The following is a 16535-nucleotide window of genomic DNA, read 5'->3' as shown; positions in this document are numbered from 1 at the left end:
ATGAAGATATGAGACCAGCAGGGGCTTCCGGGCTGGTACCCGGAAAATCTGTAGGATCCTTGGTGGCTTGGTTGGGTCGCTGCATTAGGACTTTTCCAGGCGTGCTGTGGCTCTTGCCGATCCGTCCCCTAACCGAGGGTGACCAAGCATGCAAGAAAGCGTGATGCAGCGCATGTGGGATAGCGCCCACCTTTCAGGTGGTAACGCTGCATATGTGGAAGAGCTCTACGAGCTTTACCTGCACGACCCTAACGCTGTGCCAGAAGAGTGGCGCACTTACTTCCAGAAGTTGCCCGCCGAAGGCAGCACCGCTACCGATGTATCGCACTCTACAATCCGCGACCATTTCGTACTGCTGGCAAAGAACCAGCGCCGCGCCCAACCGGTTTCCGCCGGCAGCGTGAGCAGTGAACACGAGAAGAAGCAGGTTGAAGTTCTGCGACTGATCCAGGCCTACCGTATGCGCGGCCACCAAGCTGCTAAGCTCGACCCCCTGGGGTTGTGGCAGCGCCCTGCGCCAGTAGACCTGTCGATCAATCATTACGGCTTGACCAATGCCGATCTTGATACGACCTTCCGTGCCGGCGACCTGTTCATCGGCAAAGAGGAAGCGAGCCTACGCGAAATCTTCGACGCTTTGCAGCAGACATATTGCCGCACCATTGGCGCCGAATTCACCCACATCGTCGACTCCGAGCAGCGCAGCTGGTTCCAGCAGCGTCTGGAGAGCGTGCGTGGGCGTCCAGTCTTCTCCGCGGATATTCAGAGCCACCTGCTCGAGCGCGTCACCGCCGCTGAGGGTCTGGAAAAATACCTGGGTACCAAATACCCGGGCACCAAGCGTTTCGGCCTGGAAGGCGGCGAGAGCCTGATTCCGATGCTGGACGAGCTGATTCAACGCTCCGGTTCCTACGGCACCAAGGAAGTTGTCATCGGCATGGCCCACCGTGGCCGTCTGAACGTACTGGTCAACACCTTCGGCAAGAACCCGCGCGACCTGTTCGACGAGTTCGAAGGCAAGAAGAAGGTCGAGCTGGGTTCCGGTGACGTGAAGTACCACCAGGGCTTCTCGTCCAACGTGATGACCGCCGGTGGCGAAGTTCACCTGGCCATGGCGTTCAACCCTTCGCACCTGGAAATCGTCTCGCCAGTGGTTGAAGGTTCGGTACGTGCCCGTCAGGACCGTCGCAACGACACCGTTGGCGACAAGGTACTGCCGATTTCCATCCACGGTGACGCGGCATTCGCCGGTCAAGGCGTGGTCATGGAAACCTTCCAGATGTCGCAGACCCGCGGTTTCAAGACCGGCGGTACCGTGCACATCGTGATCAACAACCAGGTTGGTTTCACCATCAGCAACCCGCTGGACTCGCGTTCCACCGAGTACTGCACCGACGTCGCCAAGATGATTCAGGCGCCGATCCTGCACGTCAACGGTGATGATCCGGAAGCGGTGCTGTTCGTGACCCAGCTGGCGGTTGATTACCGCATGCAGTTCAAGCGTGACGTGGTCATCGACCTGGTCTGCTACCGTCGTCGCGGCCACAACGAGGCCGACGAGCCGAACGGCACCCAGCCGCTGATGTACCAGCAGATCACCAAGCAGCGCACCACCCGCGAGCTGTACGCCGAAGCCCTGACCCAGTCGGGTCGTCTTGACGCCGAGCGCGTCCAGGCCAAGGTCGACGAGTACCGCAATGCGCTGGACAACGGCCTGCACGTCGTAAAAAGCCTGGTCAAAGAGCCGAACAAGGAACTGTTCGTTGACTGGCGTCCGTACCTGGGCCACGCCTGGACCGCGCGTCACGACACCCGCTTCGATCTGAAGACCCTGCAGGAACTGTCGGCCAAGCTGCTGGAACTGCCGGAAGGCTTCGTGGTTCAGCGTCAGGTTTCGAAGATCTACGAAGACCGCCAGAAGATGCAAGCCGGTGGCTTGCCGATCAACTGGGGCTACGCCGAAACCATGGCCTACGCCACCCTCGCGTTCGAAGGTCACCCGATTCGCATGACGGGTCAGGATATCGGCCGCGGCACCTTCTCTCACCGCCATGCGGTGTTGCACAACCAGAAGGACGCCAGCACCTACATCCCGTTGCAGAACCTCTATGAAGGCCAGCCACGTTTCGACCTGTACGATTCGTTCCTGTCCGAAGAAGCGGTCCTGGCATTCGAATACGGTTACTCGACCACCCAGCCAAACGCGCTGGTGATCTGGGAAGCCCAGTTCGGCGACTTCGCCAACGGTGCCCAGGTGGTTGTCGACCAGTTCATCACCAGCGGCGAGCACAAGTGGGGCCGTCTGTGCGGTCTGACCATGCTGCTGCCACACGGTTATGAAGGGCAGGGGCCTGAGCACTCCTCGGCACGTCTGGAGCGTTACCTGCAGCTGTGCGCCGAGCACAACGTCCAGGTTTGCGTACCGACCACGCCGGCTCAGATCTACCACCTGCTGCGTCGTCAGGTCATCCGTCCGCTGCGCAAGCCGCTGATCGTGCTGACACCAAAGTCGCTGCTGCGCCACAAGCTGGCCATCTCGACCTTGGAAGAACTGGCCGAAGGCTCGTTCCAGACCGTGATCCCGGAAATCGATACCCTCGATCCGAAAAATGTCACGCGCCTGGTCCTGTGCAGCGGCAAGGTCTACTACGATCTGCTGGAAAAACGCCGTGCCGAAGGCCGCGAAGATATCGCCGTCGTGCGTATCGAGCAGCTGTATCCGTTCCCTGAAGACGACCTGGTCGAAATCCTCGCGCCGTACACCAATCTCAAGGATGTGGTGTGGTGTCAGGAAGAACCGATGAACCAGGGCGCCTGGTACAGCAGCCAGCACCACATGCGTCGTATCCTGACCCGTCACAAAAAGGACCTGGTCCTCGAGTACGCCGGTCGCGATGCTTCGGCAGCACCTGCCTGTGGTTACGCTTCGATGCACGCCGAGCAGCAGGAAAAACTGCTGCAAGATGCCTTCACCGTTTAATGCCATCGCGCACCAGAAACCGAATTTAAGGAACCACTGATAATGGCTATCGAGATCAAAGCCCCTACTTTCCCGGAATCGGTTGCCGATGGCACCGTTGCCACCTGGCACAAGCAGCCGGGCGAAGCCGTCAAGCGTGACGAGCTGATCGTCGACATCGAAACCGACAAGGTTGTCCTGGAAGTACTGGCTACCGCTGACGGCGTACTGGGTGCAATCGTCAAGGGCGAGGGCGACACCGTCCTGTCCGACGAAGTCCTGGGCTCGATCGTAGAAGGTGGCGTTGCTGCCGCAGCACCTGCCGCTGCTGCCGCGCCTGCCGCCGCTGCTCCTGCCGCCGCCGCTGCTGGCGACGAAGACGCCATCGGCGCTCCGGCTGCCCGCAAGCTGGCCGAAGAAAACGGCATTGCCCTGAACAGCATCAAGGGCACCGGCAAAGACGGTCGCATCACCAAGGAAGACGTGGTTGCTGCCATCGAAGCGAAGAAATCCGCTCCGGCTGCCGCTCCTGCCGCCAAGCCAGCCGCCGCCGCTGCCCCGGTTGTCGCCACTGGCGATCGTACCGAGAAGCGCGTGCCGATGACTCGCGTGCGCGCTACCGTGGCCAAGCGCCTGGTAGAAGCACAGTCGAACATGGCCATGCTGACCACCTTCAACGAAGTCGACATGACCGAAGTCATGGCCCTGCGTTCGAAGTACAAGGACCTGTTCGAGAAGACCCACAACGGCGTACGCCTGGGCTTCATGTCGTTCTTCGTCAAGGCGGCCACCGAAGCGCTGAAACGCTTCCCGGCCGTCAACGCCTCGATCGACGGTTCCGACATCGTCTACCACGGTTATGCGGACATCGGCGTTGCCGTATCCAGCGACCGCGGCCTGGTGGTACCGGTTCTGCGCAACGCCGAGCAAATGAGCCTGGCTGAGATCGAGAACGGCATCGCCACCTTCGGCAAGAAAGCCCGTGACGGCAAACTGTCGATCGACGAAATGACCGGTGGTACTTTCACCATCACCAACGGTGGTACCTTTGGTTCGATGATGTCGACCCCGATCGTCAACCCGCCGCAGGCTGCGATTCTGGGCATGCACAACATCATCCAGCGTCCTATGGCCGTTAACGGTCAGGTCGTGATCCGTCCGATGATGTACTTGGCGCTGTCCTACGACCACCGTCTGATCGACGGTAAAGAAGCCGTGACCTTCCTGGTGACCATCAAGAACCTGCTGGAAGACCCGGCTCGTCTGCTGCTGGACATCTAATAGAAAAGCTGCAAGTTGCAAGCGACAGGCTTCCTATGCAAGCCGGTCGCCTTGCCGCTTGCAGCTTGTGGCTTGAAGCTAAAAGGAATCTTTTATGACCCAGAAATTCGACGTGGTAGTGATTGGCGCAGGTCCTGGCGGCTACGTAGCTGCTATCAAGGCCGCGCAGCTCGGTCTGAGCACTGCCTGTATCGAGAAGTACACTGACGGCGAAGGCAAGCTGGCCCTCGGCGGTACCTGCCTGAACGTGGGTTGCATTCCTTCCAAGGCGCTGCTGGACAGCTCCTGGAAATACAAGGAAGCCAAAGAGAGCTTCAACGTCCACGGTATCTCCACGGGTGAAGTGAAGATGGACGTCGCCGCGATGGTTGGCCGCAAGGCCGGCATCGTCAAGAACCTGACCGGCGGTGTTGCCACCCTGTTCAAGGCCAACGGCGTAACTTCGATCCAGGGCCACGGCAAGCTGCTGGCTGGCAAGAAAGTCGAAGTCACCAAGGCTGACGGCACCACCGAAATCATCGAAGCCGAAAACGTCATTCTGGCTTCCGGTTCGCGTCCGATCGACATTCCACCGGCTCCGGTCGACCAGAACGTCATCGTCGACTCCACCGGCGCCCTGGAATTCCAGGCGGTACCTAAGCGCCTGGGCGTGATCGGTGCTGGTGTGATCGGTCTGGAACTGGGTTCGGTCTGGGCTCGCCTGGGCGCGCAAGTCACCGTCCTGGAAGCCCTGGACACCTTCCTGATGGCCGCTGACGCCGCTGTCTCCAAGGAAGCGCTGAAAACCCTGACCAAGCAAGGTCTGGACATCAAGCTGGGCGCTCGCGTGACCGGCTCCAAGGTCAACGGCGCTGAAGTCGAAGTGACCTACACCGATGCCAACGGCGAGCAGAAGATCACCTTCGACAAGCTGATCGTTGCGGTCGGCCGTCGTCCGGTGACCACCGATCTGCTGGCTGCCGACAGCGGCGTGACCATCGACGAGCGTGGGTTCATCTTCGTCGACGATCACTGCGCGACCAGCGTACCGGGCGTCTACGCCATCGGTGACGTGGTTCGTGGCATGATGCTGGCGCACAAGGCCTCGGAAGAGGGCATCATGGTTGTCGAGCGCATCAAAGGCCACAAAGCCCAGATGAACTACGACCTGATCCCGTCGGTTATCTACACCCACCCGGAAATCGCATGGGTCGGTAAAACCGAACAGACCTTGAAGGCCGAAGGCGTTGAGGTTAACGTGGGCACCTTCCCGTTCGCGGCCAGCGGCCGTGCGATGGCTGCCAACGACACCGGTGGTTTCGTCAAGGTCATCGCCGATGCCAAGACCGACCGCGTCCTGGGTGTACACGTGATTGGCCCATCGGCTGCCGAACTGGTGCAGCAGGGTGCAATCGCAATGGAATTCGGCACCAGCGCCGAAGATCTGGGCATGATGGTTTTCTCCCATCCGACCCTGTCCGAAGCGCTGCATGAAGCCGCGCTGGCAGTGAATGGCGGTGCCATTCACGTTGCCAACCGTAAGAAGCGTTAAACAATAAGAAACCACGGCGGGTGGCCCGTCGTGAGTCTTGCGTGCATGACTCACCGCGGAAAGTCCGCCGGACTCGAACTCCCGGAGCATACCGGGGGCAAGTGGTCACAGGTGGCGCGGCACTCCTTTGGGGCGCAGCGCCGAAGCGCAGTACCTAACGAAGACGGTAAAAAGCATGAATCTTCACGAGTATCAGGGTAAGCAGCTGTTCGCTGAATACGGCCTGCCAGTTTCCAAGGGTTTCGCAGTCGACACCCCTGAAGCTGCCGCAGAAGCCTGCGACAAGATCGGTGGCACCGAGTGGGTTGTCAAAGCCCAGGTCCACGCCGGTGGTCGCGGTAAAGCGGGCGGCGTCAAGCTGGTTCGCAGCAAGGAAGACGCCAAGGCGTTCGCTGCGCAGTGGTTGGGCAAGCGTCTGGTGACCTACCAGACCGACGCCAACGGTCAGCCAGTGACCAAGATCCTGGTCGAATCCTGCACTGACATCGCCAAAGAGCTGTACCTGGGCGCTGTAGTCGACCGTTCGAGCCGTCGTATCGTGTTCATGGCCTCCACCGAAGGTGGCGTGGACATCGAGAAAGTCGCTCACGAAACTCCTGAGAAGATCATCAAGGCTACTATCGATCCACTGGTTGGCGCTCAGCCATTCCAGGGTCGTGAACTGGCGTTCCAGCTGGGTCTGGAAGGCAAGCAAGTTGCTCAGTTCGCCAAGATTTTCGTAGGCCTGGCCAAGCTGTTCAAAGAACACGACCTGGCCCTGCTGGAAGTAAACCCGCTGGTCATCAAGGCCGACGGCGACCTGCACTGCCTCGATGCCAAGATCAACATCGACGCTAACGCCATGTACCGTCAGCCTAAGCTGAAAACCTTCCACGACCCGTCGCAAGACGACCCTCGTGAAGCCCACGCTGCCAGCTTCGAGCTGAACTACGTGGCCCTGGAAGGCAACATCGGCTGCATGGTCAACGGTGCCGGCCTGGCCATGGGTACCATGGACATCGTCAACCTGCACGGCGGCAAGCCAGCCAACTTCCTCGACGTAGGTGGTGGTGCTACCAAAGAGCGCGTTACCGAAGCCTTCAAGATCATCCTGTCCGACAGCAATGTCGCGGCCGTTCTGGTCAACATCTTCGGCGGCATCGTTCGCTGCGACATGATTGCCGAAGGCATCATCGGCGCTGTGAAAGAAGTCGGCGTTAAAGTACCGGTTGTTGTTCGCCTGGAAGGTAACAACGCTGAACTGGGTGCTAAAGTACTGGCAGAAAGCGGTTTGAACATCATTGCGGCAACCAGCCTGACCGACGCTGCTCAACAAGTTGTCAAAGCTGCGGAGGGCAAGTAATGAGCGTCCTGATCAATAAAGACACCAAAGTCATCTGCCAGGGCTTCACCGGCTCGCAAGGTACTTTCCACTCCGAACAGGCCATCGCCTACGGCACCAAGATGGTCGGCGGCGTAACGCCAGGCAAGGGTGGTTCCACCCACCTGGGCCTGCCAGTGTTCAACACTGTGAAAGAAGCTGTAGACGCTACCGGCGCTGACGCGTCGGTCATCTACGTTCCGGCTCCTTTCTGCAAGGACTCGATCCTGGAAGCTGCTTTCGGCGGCATCAAGCTGATCGTCTGCATCACCGAAGGCATTCCTACCCTGGACATGCTCGATGCCAAGGTCAAGTGCGACGAGCTGGGTGTTACCCTGATCGGCCCTAACTGCCCAGGCGTCATCACTCCGGGCGAGTGCAAGATCGGCATCATGCCAGGTCACATCCACTTGCCAGGCAAGGTCGGTATCGTTTCGCGTTCCGGCACCCTGACCTACGAAGCGGTCAAGCAGACCACTGACGCCGGTTTCGGTCAGTCCACCTGCGTCGGTATCGGTGGCGACCCGATCCCGGGCTCCAACTTCATCGACATCCTGAAGCTGTTCCAGGAAGACCCGAAGACCGAAGCGATCGTCATGATCGGCGAGATCGGCGGTTCGGCTGAAGAAGAAGCGGCTGCCTACATCAAGGCCAACGTCACCAAGCCGGTGGTTTCCTACATCGCTGGTGTTACCGCTCCTGCGGGCAAGCGTATGGGCCACGCTGGCGCCATCATCTCCGGCGGCAAAGGCACTGCAGACGAGAAATTCGCTGCGCTGCAGGACGCTGGTGTGAAAACCGTGCGTTCGCTGGCAGACATCGGCAAGGCCCTGGCCGAGCTGACTGGCTGGGAAGTGAAGAAGTAATCACTGCCCGCTGACAAAGAGGCCACCTTCGGGTGGCCTTTTTGTTTTCTGCCGATACGATCGCGGGGCAAGCCCGCTCCTACATATCGTGTGGGAGTGGGCTTGCCCCGCGATGCTTTCTGGCAAAAAAGCGGTCAACCAGACGACATGTACATTCGCACATCGGACAAGCAGCCCTGCATCAGTGCGTTTCTATGACAAATTCGTTAACCTATGCACTCATTTTGTGCCCGCTCCCCAAAAGGGAACGACACGCTAAACGGGTCTGGCTCATCCAGCCAGGCAGCATTTCCCTTACCCAAGGGGAAATCCCTCTCTAAATCCCGATTTCAGCAGTGTGGTATTTCCTTAATGAAAGTTTTGAAAGGCCAGGACATCCTGGCACTTGGTTTTATGACGTTCGCTTTGTTCGTCGGCGCGGGCAATATCATTTTCCCACCTATCGTCGGTCTGCAATCCGGTCCGCACGTGTGGATGGCGGCGCTGGGTTTCTTGATCACTGCTGTGGGCCTGCCGGTCATCACTGTCATCGCCCTGGCCAAGGTCGGCGGCGGCATGGATGCGCTGAGCAGCCCGATCGGCAAGGTCGCCGGCGGCCTGCTGGCAGCGGTGTGCTACCTGTCGGTAGGCCCGCTGTTCGCCACCCCGCGTACCGCCACCGTATCCTTCGAGGTAGGTGTTGCGCCGCTGACCGGTGAAAGCCCGCTGGCCCTGTTCATCTACAGCCTGGTGTACTTCCTGGTGGTGCTGGCGGTGTCCATGTACCCGGGCAAGCTGCTCGACACCGTCGGCCGCTTCCTCGCGCCGCTGAAGATCATCGCCCTGGCCGCACTCGGCATCGCCGCGTTCATGCTGCCTGCCGGTGGTATCGGCGAAGCACAGCCAGCCTATGTTGCCGCGCCGTTCTCCCAGGGCTTCATCAATGGTTACCTGACCATGGATACCCTCGGTGCGCTGGTGTTCGGTATCGTCATCGTCAACGCCATCCGTTCGCGCGGCGTCGAGTCGCCGCAGCTGATCACCCGCTACGCGATCATCGCCGGCCTGATCGCCGGTGTCGGCCTGGCCCTGGTGTACATCAGCCTGTTCCGCCTGGGTGCCGGCAGCCATGAGATCGCTGCCGGTGCCAGCAACGGCGCAGCGGTGTTGCATGCCTACGTGCAGCACACCTTCGGCTCGCTGGGCAGCGGCTTCCTCGCCGTATTGATCGCCCTGGCCTGCCTGGTGACCGCCGTCGGCCTGACCTGCGCTTGCGCCGAGTACTTCAGCCAGGTGCTGCCGCTGTCGTACCGCACCCTGGTGGTGATCCTCGCGGCCTTCTCGCTGCTGATTTCCAACCTGGGCCTGACCAAGCTGATCCTGTTCTCGATCCCGGTGCTGACCGCTATCTACCCGCCGTGCATCGTGGTGGTAGGTCTGAGCTTCTGCAAGGACCTGTGGAACTCGCAAGTTCGCATCCTGGCGCCAGTGATGCTGGTGTCGTTGCTGTTCGGCATGATCGATGCCATCAAAGGCACTGTGCTGGCCAGTAAACTGCCGGACGTGCTGGCGCATCTGCCGCTGAGCGAGCAGGGCCTGGCCTGGCTGGTGCCTTCGGTGGTGACCCTGGGTGTTGCGGTGCTGTGTGACCGCATGCTGGGCAAGCCGCGCGAAGCGCTGGCCTGAGAATTAGCCATGTAACGGACACCGGCCACAAGCCAACAGGGTGTCCGTCACGGCAGATTCCAAGCCCCGTGTCCGAAAGGACGCGGGGCTTTTTCGTTTCTGCGGGCAAGACGTGTCTTTTTCTGCGGTAAAGCGTCGAAAGCCGGTCAACGGGCTTTATTGTGCTCGAAACTTCAATCAGGACCTTGCATGAGCTTCATTCAAAGCAATCTGATCCACCTGCTGGCCGCCTGCTGGTTTGTCGTCTGCTGGGGCGGTTATACCCGCTACGCGACCTGGAAGGGCCGTGATACCGCCTGCCTGGCCAGCGTACTGCACCTTTACCGCGAAGACTGGATGCGGCGTATGTTGTTGCGTGACAACCGCATCGCCGATGCCAGCGTGATCGGCAATCTGGAGCGCAATGCGTCGTTCTTCGCCTCCAGCACCCTGATTATTCTGGCCGGTATTCTCACCGTGCTCGGGGCTTCGGACCGCGCGGTATCGTTACTGGCGGATTTGCCGCTGGTCCAGCAGGCCTCCCAGGGTATGTCGGAAATCAAGTTGCTGTGCCTGGCGATGGTCTTTGTGTATGCCTTCTTCACCTTTAGCTGGTGCATGCGCCAATACAACTTTGCAGCGGTGCTGGTGGGGTCGGCGCCGATGATTGGTGAGCGCCATGTCAGTGAACTGGAGCGCAAGGCATTTGCCCTTAGAGCGGCCAGGGTTATTTCGCTGGCGGCCAACCAGTTCAACTTCGGCTTGCGTTCTTATTACTTCGGGATGGCCATGCTCTGCTGGTTTATCAGCCCCTGGTTGTTCATGCTGATGAGTACCGGGGTGGTGTTGGTGCTTTATCGTCGCGAGTTCCATTCCGATGTGCTCGATGTGATGGTCTATACCCCGACCGATGCACCGGCGCCGGAACCCGTTAATGACAACCTCGCCTGAAGGGCGATAACTGAATCGTTTAATCTGTTTTCCTAGCGTATAAAAAAACCCGACAGCGTCGGGTTTTTTTTATTCCAGCGGGCTTGCTTACTTGGCAGGCTCAGCAGGAGCAGCCGGGGCAGCAGGAGCAGCAGCTTCTTCAGCGGCTTTCTGTTGCGCTTCGGCCTGATCTTTGGCGGCTTCGACGGTTTCTTTCGCTGCCTCGTTCACTTTATCCTGAGCTTCACCCATCTTTTCCTGGGCGTTCTCGGAATGTTGCTGAGCATCTTGGGCTTTATTTTCGCTGGCTTTATCGCAAGCGGCCAGACCCAGAGCAGCGGCGAGCATAACGGCAAAAGCAAAAGGTTTACGCATGGGGTGTTTCTCCTTGTGGAATAAGTTACTTGTTCCTTCGAGCTCAAGTAACCGGTAGAAGTTCCGCGCACCATACAGATATATAACAAATGGATCTATATGGACATTTCCCTTTCTCTGTGCATGGCCTCAACGGCCTGAGAGTTTTTTGAAATGATCGACACTTCTTTGCAGGCCATGGCCCAACGCTTTCTCTCGGCACTGCGTCATTGTCAGGTATTACAGATGCGGGTGCATCACGCGGACGCGCAAGGCATGACCCTGGTACTGCCGTATTCCACACAGATCGTTGGCAACCCGCAAACCGGGGCCGTGCACGGCGGTGCGGTCACCACCCTGATGGACACCACCTGCGGCATGGCCACCCTCTGCGTGTTGCCTGAGTTCGAGGTATGCCCGACGCTAGACCTGCGTATCGACTACATGCACCCGGCCGAGGCCGGCAAGGATATCTTCGGCCACGCCTATTGCTACCGCGTCTCGCGGGATGTGATCTTCACCCGCGGGGTGGCCTACCAGGACGATCCCGAGCAACCGATCGCCCAGGTGGTCGGCACCTTCATGCGCCTGGGCAAGGGCATCAAGGGCGGTCTCAATTTCGCCAACACGCTCAAGGGGAGCGGCCAATGATCCCGCCAGAAGTGCACCAGCAACTGCGCCAGGCGCATGCCGAAGGCAACTATGAACCCTTGCTGCGGCTGATTCCTTATGCCGGATTGATTGGTATTCAGTGCAGCCGCCAGGGCGACGACCTGCTGTTCTGCCTGCCCGCCAGCCAGGACAATATCGGCAATCCGTTGCTGCCAGCGATTCACGGCGGGGTAATCGCCGGCTTCATGGAACTGTCGGCGGCGCTGTACCTGCTGATTTTCAGTGAAAGTGCGGCGATCCCGAAAATCATCGACTTTTCCATCGATTACCTGCGCGCCGGCCATTACCGTGACACTTACGCCCAGTGTCAGTTGTGGCGCCAGGGCCGGCGGGTGACCAACGTCGCGATCACCGCCTGGCAAGGCGACCCGGACGAACCGATTGCCACGGCGCGGGCGCATTTCAAGATCGAAGAAATGACCTCGCCCTTGAAATAGCCCGAGCCACCCCCATCTGTTGTGCATCCCGCCGTGAAAGCAGGCCGTCGGCCTGCCCAGCGACAACTGTCATCAGATCGGAGTGTTGAAGACCATGAGTGTGGAAACTCAAAAAGAAACCCTGGGCTTCCAGACCGAGGTGAAGCAGCTGCTGCACCTCATGATCCATTCCCTGTATTCGAACAAGGAAATCTTTGTTCGCGAACTGATTTCCAACGCCTCCGACGCCGTCGATAAACTGCGCTTCGAAGCCCTGGCCAAGCCAGAGCTGCTCGAAGGCGGCGCCGAGCTGAAAATCCGCCTGAGCTTCGACAAGAACACCAACACTGTCACCCTCGAAGACAACGGCATCGGCATGAGCCGCGAAGAGGTGATCGCGCACCTGGGCACCATCGCCAAGTCCGGCACTGCCGACTTCATGAAAAACCTCACCGGCGACCAGAAGAAGGACTCGCACCTGATCGGTCAGTTCGGCGTGGGCTTCTACTCGGCCTTTATCGTTGCCGACAAGGTCGACGTGTTCAGCCGCCGCGCCGGCCTGCCAGCCGCCGAGGGCGTGCACTGGTCGTCCAAGGGCGAAGGCGAGTTCGAAGTCGCCACGGTCGACAAGGCCGAGCGCGGCACCCGCATCGTCCTGCACCTGAAAAAGGGTGAAGAAGAGTTCGCCGACGGCTGGCGCCTGCGCAACATCGTCAAGAAATACTCCGATCACATCGCCTTGCCGATCGAGCTGCCAAAACAGGTCGAAGCCGCCGAAGGCGAAGAAAAGCCGGCCGAAGAATGGGAAACCGTCAACCGCGCCAGCGCCCTGTGGACCCGTCCGCGTACCGAGATCAAGGACGAGGAATACCAGGAGTTCTACAAGCACATCGGTCACGACTTCGAGAACCCGCTGGCCTGGAGCCACAACAAGGTCGAAGGCAAGCTTGAGTACAACTCGCTGCTCTACGTACCGGCCCGCGCCCCGTTCGATCTGTACCAGCGTGAAGCGCCACGTGGCCTGAAGCTGTACGTACAGCGTGTGTTCATCATGGACCAGGCCGAATCCTTCCTGCCGCTGTACCTGCGTTTCATCAAGGGCGTGGTCGACTCCAACGACCTGTCGCTGAACGTTTCGCGCGAAATCCTGCAGAAAGACCCGATCATCGACTCGATGAAATCGGCCCTGACCAAGCGCGTGCTGGACATGCTCGAGAAGCTGGCCAAGAACGAGCCTGAGCAGTACAAGGGCTTCTGGAAGAACTTTGGCCAGGTGATGAAAGAAGGCCCGGCTGAAGACTTCGCCAACAAAGAGAAGATCGCCGGCCTGCTGCGTTTCGCCTCCACCTTTGATGAAAGCGGCGAGCAGAGCGTTGCCCTGGCCGACTACCTGGCCCGTGCCAAGGAAGGTCAGGACAAGATCTACTTCCTCACCGGCGAGTCCTACGCGCAGGTCAAGAACAGCCCGCACCTGGAGGTCTTCCGCAAGAAAGGCATCGAAGTGCTGCTGCTGACCGACCGCATCGATGAGTGGCTGATGAGCTACCTGAGCGAATTCGACGGCAAGAGCTTCGTCGACGTCGCCCGTGGTGACCTGGACCTGGGCAAGCTGGACTCCGAAGAGGACAAGAAGGCCCAGGAAGAAGTCGCCAAGGAGAAAGAAGGCCTGGTCGAGCGTCTCAAGGTTGCCCTGGGCGAAAGCGTCAGCGAAGTGCGCGTGTCGCACCGCCTGACCGATTCGCCGGCGATCCTGGCGATCGGTGAGCAGGACCTGGGGCTGCAGATGCGTCAGATCCTCGAGGCCAGCGGGCAGAAGGTGCCGGACTCCAAGCCGATCTTCGAATTCAACCCTGGCCACCCGCTGATCGAGAAACTGGACAACGAGCAAAGCGAAGACCGTTTCGCCGACTTCTCGCACATCCTCTTCGATCAGGCCGCGCTGGCGGCGGGCGATAGCCTCAAGGACCCGGCGGCGTACGTTCGTCGCCTGAACAAGCTACTGGTCGAATTGTCGGCTTAAGTAGTTGCAGGAAAGCCCGCTTCGGCGGGCTTTTTTCATGGTGCAAGGAGGAGTGCATGAGCAAGGTTACCGTCGAATCGCTGGTCTATCATGTTGCCGGCAAAGCCTATGAGAGCCGTTTGTTCTATACCCAGGGCGCCCGTGAGCAGCCTGGACTTTTGATGGCGCCAAACTGGATGGGGGTGGGCGAGGGCGCCGAACGTATCGCCCGCGAGGTTGCCGCCCAGGGTTATGTGGTGTTGCTGGCCGACATCTACGGCCAGACCCTGCGTCCGTCGGACATGGATGAAGCCGGTGCGGCGATGACGCCGCTGAAGAATGACCGCGTCGAGCTGCGCAAGCGCTTGAAGGCGGCGCTGGACCAGCTGCTGGGTCAATCGAGGGCGGTATTGGAGCCTGGCAAGCTGGCCACCTTCGGCTTCTGCTTCGGCGGCTGCTGCGCCCTGGAGCTGGCCCGCGAGGATGCCCGCCTGCTGGCCGCTGTGTCGTTCCATGGCACCCTGGATACGCCGCTGCCAGCCGTGGAGGGCAGGGTCAAGGCTTCGATGCTGGTGTTGCATGGCGCCGCCGACCCGTTCGTGCCCAAGGAGCAGCTACCGGCTTTCGAAGCCGAGATGGACGCGGCCAAGGTCGACTGGCAACTGATCAGCTATGGCGGCGCGGTGCACTCGTTCACCGATACCGCAGCGAATATCCCCGGCAAGATGAAGTACGACGCACGCACGTCCAAGCGCGCATTCCGGGCGATGTTCAATTTGCTCGATGAAGTGTTCCAGCGCTGAGTGGGGGCGGGGCTGCTGTGCAGCCCATCGCCAGCAAGCCTGGCTCCCACACTGGACCTGCATGCATCCACTCTGTGGGAGCCGGCATTGCCGGTGATCGACCGCGCAGCGGTCGCGATCAATCTCAAGGCAACTCGATCCGTTCACTTTCCCCCGGCACCGTCGGCCAGTCTCCGGCCGCCCAGCGTGCCCGCGCCTGTTCGATCAATGCCGGGTCACTGGCAACGAAGTTCCAGTTCATCCGCCGTGGCCCGTCCAATGGCGCGCCACCGAACAGCACCAACTGGCTCTCGCTATCGGCATACAGGCTCATCTCCTCACCGGGCGGCAAGATCACCAGGCTGCACGGTTCGACCGCCTCGTCGTTGAGGCTGACTTCGCCATCCAGTACATACAGCGCGCGCTCGGCATGTTCGGTGGGCACCGCCAGGGTGGTGGCCGCCTGCATCTGCACCAGCGCATACAGGGTCGGTGACAGCACCGGCACTGGCGATTGCAGGCAGAAGCCGCTGCCGGCAATCATGCGAATGCTGACCCCGAGGTTGTCACTGACCGGCAAGCTCGCCGCCGGGTGATGGCTGTAGAGCCCCGGGCCTTGCTCGTGCGCCTTGGGCGAGGCCAGCCACACCTGCAAGCCGTGCAGGCGCGATGTGCCGGGCAGCAGATCGGCAGGCGTGCGCTCGATATGGGCAATGGCGCTGCCGGCGGTCATCCAGCTGACCTCGCCAGCCTTGACCCGTTGATCCGAGCCCAGGCTGTCCTTGTGCTGGATCTCGCCCTCGAACAGGTAGGTGAGGGTCGACAGGCCGATATGCGGGTGCTGGCGGATGTTCATGCCACGGCCGGCCGGGTAGTCGGTCTCCAGCATATGGTCGAAGAACACGAATGGCCCAACGCTGCGGCATTGGGCCGAAGGCAGGGGGCGCAGGATAGGTTGGCCTTCGACCGATTCGGCGCGAGGGCGGATGACCAGGGGAAGGCTCACGGTGTACTCCAGACCAAGGGGGGAGGTTTTTCTAGCATAACCTGCCGTGGCCCAGATCGAGCGCATGCCCGCGCTGTACCCGGGGCTGTGGCGGGCAAATAACAGCGCTGTCATCAGCCTGTCATGCCTGCGTCATAGCCTGCCGCCATCAACCTGATGGAGTTCACTATGTTCCCACGTCGTTTCAGCGCCCTGTGCGGGCTGTTGCTGGTCAGTGGTCTGGCCAGCGCCGAGGTTCGTCTCGAAGGGCCGGTCGAGTACGGTCTGTTTGAAACCCGCCACCAGAACTTCCAGCCGGGCGAGCGGGTGCTGACCCAGAGTAACCAGACGATTGAACAGACCGATGAGATCCCGGCGCGCCTGGGCAGCAAGTTCGGCATGCGCTATCGGCTGGAGGGCAAGGTCGCCGAAGACACGCCGCTGACCCTGCTGTACCTCACCCCGGGTGTGCGCACCCCGGATGGCAAGCGCCACGACAAGTTCGAAGTAGTGCAGAAGCTGGTGCCGGGCGCTACCCAGGATGTGATGGCCTATGAGTTCACCGAAAACCACGAAATGGTGCCGGGGCAGTGGCATTTCATGGTCTTCCAGGGTGACCGGTTGCTCACCGAGCAGCGCTTTACGGTGCGTTGAGTCAGGGCCACCGAGGCGTCGCGATCATAAGGCCTTTTGATATCACGTTTTCGTCTTACGCAAATTTTCGCCAGGCCGATACCGTCTAGAAGCAAGGACAGC

14 protein-coding genes are annotated in these 16535 nt (G+C 60.2%); 12 read left to right on the top strand and 2 right to left on the bottom strand.

Annotated elements, in window-relative coordinates; translation table 11 throughout:
* Positions 1-148: 148 nt before the first annotated feature.
* The 7 genes from NLX68_RS14065 (at position 149) to NLX68_RS14035 (ending at position 10592) form a co-directional block, all read left to right on the top strand.
* Positions 149-2980, top strand: coding sequence for a 2-oxoglutarate dehydrogenase E1 component (locus tag NLX68_RS14065; RefSeq protein ID WP_254284490.1), 2832 nt, complete (start codon positions 149-151; stop codon positions 2978-2980).
* Positions 2981-3022: 42 nt separating this feature from the next.
* A complete protein-coding gene (gene odhB / locus NLX68_RS14060; RefSeq protein WP_213570660.1) occupies positions 3023-4240 on the top strand; it encodes a 2-oxoglutarate dehydrogenase complex dihydrolipoyllysine-residue succinyltransferase in 1218 nt (405 codons plus the stop codon).
* Positions 4241-4334: 94 nt separating this feature from the next.
* Positions 4335-5771, top strand: a complete 1437-nt coding sequence (lpdA, locus tag NLX68_RS14055) for a dihydrolipoyl dehydrogenase (protein WP_254284489.1) — start codon at positions 4335-4337, stop codon at positions 5769-5771.
* 175 nt (positions 5772-5946) lie between these two features.
* The gene (gene sucC / locus NLX68_RS14050) at positions 5947-7113 is read left to right on the top strand and encodes an ADP-forming succinate--CoA ligase subunit beta (RefSeq protein ID WP_010224674.1); all 1167 of its coding nucleotides are present in this window, start codon (positions 5947-5949) and stop codon (positions 7111-7113) included.
* Positions 7113-7997 (top strand): succinate--CoA ligase subunit alpha, encoded by an 885-nt coding sequence (gene sucD / locus NLX68_RS14045; protein WP_254284488.1) that lies wholly within the window; start codon positions 7113-7115, stop codon positions 7995-7997. The genes sucC and sucD overlap by 1 nt, the downstream gene beginning before the upstream one ends.
* Before the next feature lie 351 nt (positions 7998-8348).
* A complete protein-coding gene (brnQ, locus tag NLX68_RS14040; RefSeq protein WP_010224668.1) occupies positions 8349-9662 on the top strand; it encodes a branched-chain amino acid transport system II carrier protein in 1314 nt (437 codons plus the stop codon).
* A 189-nt stretch (positions 9663-9851) separates the two neighbouring features.
* Entirely contained in the window at positions 9852-10592 is a 741-nt protein-coding gene (locus NLX68_RS14035) for a DUF599 domain-containing protein (protein ID WP_254284487.1), read from the top strand.
* An 87-nt stretch (positions 10593-10679) separates the two neighbouring features.
* Here the strand turns inward: NLX68_RS14035 and NLX68_RS14030 are convergent, their stop codons facing one another.
* A complete protein-coding gene (locus NLX68_RS14030; protein ID WP_254284486.1) occupies positions 10680-10946 on the bottom strand; it encodes a hypothetical protein in 267 nt (88 codons plus the stop codon).
* A 153-nt stretch (positions 10947-11099) separates the two neighbouring features.
* On the opposite strand from NLX68_RS14030, the gene NLX68_RS14025 reads away from it, so the two are divergent.
* The 4 genes from NLX68_RS14025 (at position 11100) to NLX68_RS14010 (ending at position 14815) form a co-directional block, all read left to right on the top strand.
* Positions 11100-11576 (top strand): PaaI family thioesterase, encoded by a 477-nt coding sequence (locus NLX68_RS14025; RefSeq protein ID WP_254284485.1) that lies wholly within the window; start codon positions 11100-11102, stop codon positions 11574-11576.
* Positions 11573-12034 (top strand): PaaI family thioesterase, encoded by a 462-nt coding sequence (locus tag NLX68_RS14020; protein ID WP_010224664.1) that lies wholly within the window; start codon positions 11573-11575, stop codon positions 12032-12034. The genes NLX68_RS14025 and NLX68_RS14020 overlap by 4 nt, the downstream gene beginning before the upstream one ends.
* 94 nt (positions 12035-12128) lie before the next feature.
* Positions 12129-14033 carry a molecular chaperone HtpG gene (gene htpG, locus NLX68_RS14015; protein ID WP_010224663.1) on the top strand — a complete coding sequence of 635 codons (1905 nt, stop codon included), beginning with the start codon at positions 12129-12131 and terminating at the stop codon, positions 14031-14033.
* Between the two features lie 56 nt (positions 14034-14089).
* Positions 14090-14815: a dienelactone hydrolase family protein gene (locus NLX68_RS14010; RefSeq protein WP_010224662.1), complete on the top strand. Its 726-nt coding sequence runs from the start codon at positions 14090-14092 to the stop codon at positions 14813-14815.
* Between the two features lie 124 nt (positions 14816-14939).
* Here the strand turns inward: NLX68_RS14010 and NLX68_RS14005 are convergent, their stop codons facing one another.
* On the bottom strand, positions 14940-15800 hold the full coding sequence (locus NLX68_RS14005) for a pirin family protein (RefSeq protein ID WP_254284484.1): 861 nt from the start codon (positions 15798-15800) through the stop codon (positions 14940-14942).
* 168 nt (positions 15801-15968) lie between these two features.
* On the opposite strand from NLX68_RS14005, the gene NLX68_RS14000 reads away from it, so the two are divergent.
* Positions 15969-16433, top strand: a complete 465-nt coding sequence (locus tag NLX68_RS14000; protein ID WP_254284483.1) for a DUF3859 domain-containing protein — start codon at positions 15969-15971, stop codon at positions 16431-16433.
* Positions 16434-16535: the final 102 nt, after the last annotated feature.

This window comes from Pseudomonas sp. SBB6, from assembly GCF_024213215.1.
In the GTDB taxonomy this organism is placed as follows: Bacteria; Pseudomonadota; Gammaproteobacteria; order Pseudomonadales; family Pseudomonadaceae; genus Aquipseudomonas; species Aquipseudomonas donghuensis.
Note: the sequence above shows the minus strand (reverse complement) of the source record. Positions and strands in the feature narration are given on the sequence as shown.